Genomic DNA, 4,112 nt, shown 5'->3' on the forward strand with positions numbered 1-4,112 from the left:
CGGTCAAGTCGTGCCCCTGATTCGTTTTCTGCGTAATGGTTGCAAATAACCACTCCACGCTCACGAGCGAAGCTATCTAATGCGCCTCGTGCTCGTTGCGCGTCCTGCTCGCTGGTTGAAGCGCGCAGGTATGCACGGACAAAGTAGGTCATCGGTACCAATAGGGTCATTTTGGCGAACTGGTCCTATTTGGGTTGTTCGGCAAGTAATACAGTACCACATATTGTCGGTTCGCTAAGGGGATACCCAATTCGAACCAGCTTCATAGCATATGATAGGTACTATTGATATCTATCACTATTGGATACATACTTTTGATAGCTATCATGAAAGGAGTTCCTCCATGCCAACCACCGCCAAGTTATTCGTCACAGGGCGAAGCCAAGCAGTAAGGCTTCCAAAAGAGTTTCGGTTTCAGGGGACGGAAGTCTTCATACGTCGAGATATTCACACCGGCGAGATTGTCCTGTCACCTAAGCCTGCATCTTGGTCTGAGTTCTTCGCACTCGCCGATCGCACCAAGATTCCAGCAGGGTTCATGGCAGATCGAGAAGACCGGCCAGCCAAAGAAAGAGAGCTGTTTTGAAGCGCTATATGCTCGATACGAATACGGCGAGTTACGTGATCAAGGGGCATCCTCCCGAAGTTCGCGAGCGTCTAGCAAAACAGCCGATGGACAGCATCGTTATCTCGACCGTCACACAAGCGGAATTGCTCTATGGCTTGGCCCGCAAGGGCCATCCAGCAGCCCTTGCGAACCTAATCCGAGAGTTTTTGCTTCGTGTCCAGGTCTTGCCCTGGGATGGGCATGCCGCCACCGTCTATGGCGACTTACGAGCTTCTTGCGCAGCGGTCGGCATCACTCTGGGCGCACTTGATATGATGATTGCTGCGCATGCCGTAGCTGCCAACGCGACGCTCATTACCAATGACAAGGCGTTTGCTTTTGTTCCTGATGGCGTACTTGCTGTCGAAGATTGGATAGACGGACGCTGAGGCGCTAACGGATGGTGGTGAAGAATAAACTACTGACGATCCTGTCAGGCGCCGAACAGGAAGCCCTCTATGGGCTACCCGACTTCGATGATGGCCAGCAACTGGAATACCTCTCGTTGTCGGAGGCGGAACTGTCACTCGCCACAAGTCGTCCAGGGATCGATGCTCAGGTCTACTGCATCTTGCAGATCAGCTACTTCAAGGTCAAACACGCTTTTTTCCGTTTCGCATGGACTCTTGACGTAGAGAGCGATGTCGCTTTTGTGCTGAGTCGTTACTTCCACAGTGAGGTGTTTGAGCCTGAGGCGATAACTGACCACGAGCACTATACGCAGCGTCGTCAGATCGCAAAGCTGTTCGGCTACAGGCCCTGGTCAAAGGAGTTCCTGCATCAGCTCACGCAACAGGCCGCACAAGTCGCTCGACGCGACGTGACGCCCGGTTTTGTGGCATCTGAACTGATTGTCTGGCTCCACGAGCATAAGATTATCCGACCGGGCTACACCACACTGTAAGAACTGATCAGCGAGACATTGTCGACTGAGCGGCGACGTTTGGGGGATCTGCTGGAGGAGGTGCTAAGCGAAGCCGACAAGGCAGCGCTTGGCGAGCACGATGTGCTTTCTGGCCTCGCAGTACTGCGCCAGGACGCCAAGGATTTCCGGTGGCGACAGATGGCTCGTGAGCGCGAAAAGCGTGCCACGCTAGCCCCCTTGCATTGGATAGCCAAGAGACTGCTGCCGAAACTCGGCATTTCAAAGCAAAACCTGCTCTATTACGCCAGCCTGGCGAATTTCTACACCGTCTACGACTTGCGTCGGCTACGGTCCGATCAGACCCACCTTTACTTGCTGTGTTACGCCTGGCTGCGCTATCGGCAGCTTACCGACAACCTAGTCGATGCTCTGGCCTATCACATGAAACGGTTGGAGGATGAAACCAGCGCGGCGGCCAAGAAATCCTTCGACACCGAACAACTTCGCCGGCAGCAGGAAACGCCACAAGTCGGGCGTTTGCTCTCGCTCTATGTCGACGACAGCGTGGCCGATCCCACGCCGTTTGGCGAGGTACGGCAGCGTGCCTACAAGATCATGTCCAAGGGCACACTGCAAAGTACCGCGCAGCGTATGAGTATAAAACCGGCAAACAAGCTGGCACGACATTGGCTGGCCGTCGATGGTATTGCCGACCGTATGCGTCGGCAGCTGCGTCCGTTGTTCGGCGCGCTCGATTTCTCCAGTATCAACACGGACAATCCGTGGCTCACGGCGCTCGGCTGGGCGAAGGGCGTGTTCGCCAGGCAGCAACGCCTGACGCAGAGGCCGCTGACGGAATGCCCGGTAGCGACACTGCCCAAACGGCTGCGACCGTATCTGCTGACGTTCGATGGTGACGGCAATGCGACCGGACTGTACCCGGACCGCTACGAATTCTGGTTGTACCGACAGATCAGGAAGCGTTTCAAGTCCGGCGAAATCTATCTGGACGACAGCTTGCAGCACCGCCATTTGATGGACGAGCTGGTTTCGCTGGAGGATAAAGCCGACATACTGGCGCAGATGGAGATCCCCTTCCTACGACAACCGATTGAGGCTCAGCTTGATAAACTGAAAGCTGAGCTGCACACGCAATGGCTGACCTTCAACCGCGAACTAAAACAGGGCAAGCTGACGCAGCTGGAGTATGACAAAGACACCCAGGTGCTGATCTGGCGCAAACCCAAGGCCGACAAACAGCCCGTGCGTGAAAAGAGTTTCTACGAGCAGCTGCCGTTCTGCGATATCGCCGACGTGTTCCGCTTTGTCGACAACCAGTGTCAATTTCTGGCCGCACTGACACCGTTGCAGCCACGCTACGCGAAAAAAGTGGCTGATACCGACAGTCTGATGGCGGTGATCATCGCCCAGGCCATGAACCACGGCAACCTGGTAATGGCTAAGACGAGCGACATTCCCTACCATGTGCTGGAGACGACCTATCAGCAATACCTGCGCCAGGCATCACTACAAGCCGCCAACGATTGCATCAGCAACGGCATTAGCGCGCTGCCAATCTTCCCGCATTATTCGTTTGACCCCGATGTGCTGTACGGCGCAGTCGACGGTCAGAAGTTTAGCGTCGAACGGCCCACCATCAAGGCGCGTTACTCGCGTAAATACTTTGGCCGCGGCAAGGGGGTGGTTGCTTACACGCTGCTGTGCAACCACGTGCCAATTAATGGCGACCTGATAGGGGCACACGATTACGAAGGTCACCATGTGTTCGACATCTGGTATCGCAATACATCAGATATCGTGCCGACCGCAATCACCGGAGACATGCACAGTGTCAACAAGCTCAACTTCGCCATCCTGCAGTGGTTTAGTTCGAGTTTTGAGCCGCGCTTCACCGACCTCGGCCACCAGTTGAAGGAACTGTACTGCGCTGATGACCTGTCACTTTATGATAAATGTCTGATCCGGCCAGTCGGCCAGATCGACCGGCAACTCATTATCAGCGAAAAGTCCAATATCGATCAGATTGTCGCCACACTGGGTCTGAAGGAGATGACGCAAGGAGTACTGGTTCGCAAGCTCTGCACCTACACCGCGCCGAACCCGACGCGGCGTGCAATCTTCGAGTACGACAAACTGGTGCGCAGCATCTATACACTGCGTTATCTGCGCGACCCGCAACTGGAGCGCAACGTGCACCGCTCGCAAAACCGCATCGAGTCCTATCACCAGCTACGCTCGGCCATCGCCCAGGTCGGGGGCAAGAAGGAGTTGACCGGACGCACCGACATTGAGATAGAGATCAGCAACCAGTGCGCGCGTCTGATTGCCAACACGATCATCTTCTACAACTCCGCGATCCTGTCCCGGCTGTTGACCAAGTACGAGGCGAGCGATAACACCAAGGCACTGGGATGGATCGCTCAAATATCGCCGGCAGCCTGGCGACACATCCTGCTCAACGGGCACTACACCTTTAACAGCGAAGGGAAGCTTATTGACCTCGATATAATGATTGAAGGAATGGATCTGGGATGACGAAGCTTTCTGGGGGCCGTCGTTCAGTCCAACAAAAAAATCTGGGGTTTGGGCGTACAACCCCGAGATGATGATCGCCAGTCT

Annotated in this window: 2 protein-coding genes and 1 pseudogene; all 3 read left to right on the top strand. The window is 55.0% G+C overall.

Annotated features, from left to right (window positions below; genetic code table 11):
* Positions 1 to 343: 343 nt before the first annotated feature.
* The 3 genes and pseudogenes from ALO64_RS16090 (at position 344) to ALO64_RS16100 (ending at position 4,028) form a co-directional block, all read left to right on the top strand.
* A complete protein-coding gene (locus tag ALO64_RS16090) occupies positions 344 to 586 on the top strand; it encodes an antitoxin (RefSeq protein WP_054071615.1) in 243 nt (80 codons plus the stop codon).
* A complete protein-coding gene (locus ALO64_RS16095; RefSeq protein WP_172680540.1) occupies positions 583 to 996 on the top strand; it encodes a type II toxin-antitoxin system VapC family toxin in 414 nt (137 codons plus the stop codon). The genes ALO64_RS16090 and ALO64_RS16095 overlap by 4 nt, the downstream gene beginning before the upstream one ends.
* An 11-nt stretch (positions 997 to 1,007) precedes the next feature.
* Positions 1,008 to 4,028 (top strand): annotated as a pseudogene (locus tag ALO64_RS16100) (Tn3 family transposase).
* Positions 4,029 to 4,112 lie beyond the last annotated feature (84 nt).

The organism is Pseudomonas meliae (assembly GCF_001400515.1).
Taxonomy (GTDB): domain Bacteria; phylum Pseudomonadota; class Gammaproteobacteria; order Pseudomonadales; family Pseudomonadaceae; genus Aquipseudomonas; species Aquipseudomonas amygdali.

Excerpts from the sequence above, each read along its gene's own strand:
- ALO64_RS16090 (WP_054071615.1), top strand. The coding sequence starts at position 344 with ATGCCAACCACCGCCAAGTTATTCGTCACAGGGCGAAGCCAAGCAGTA.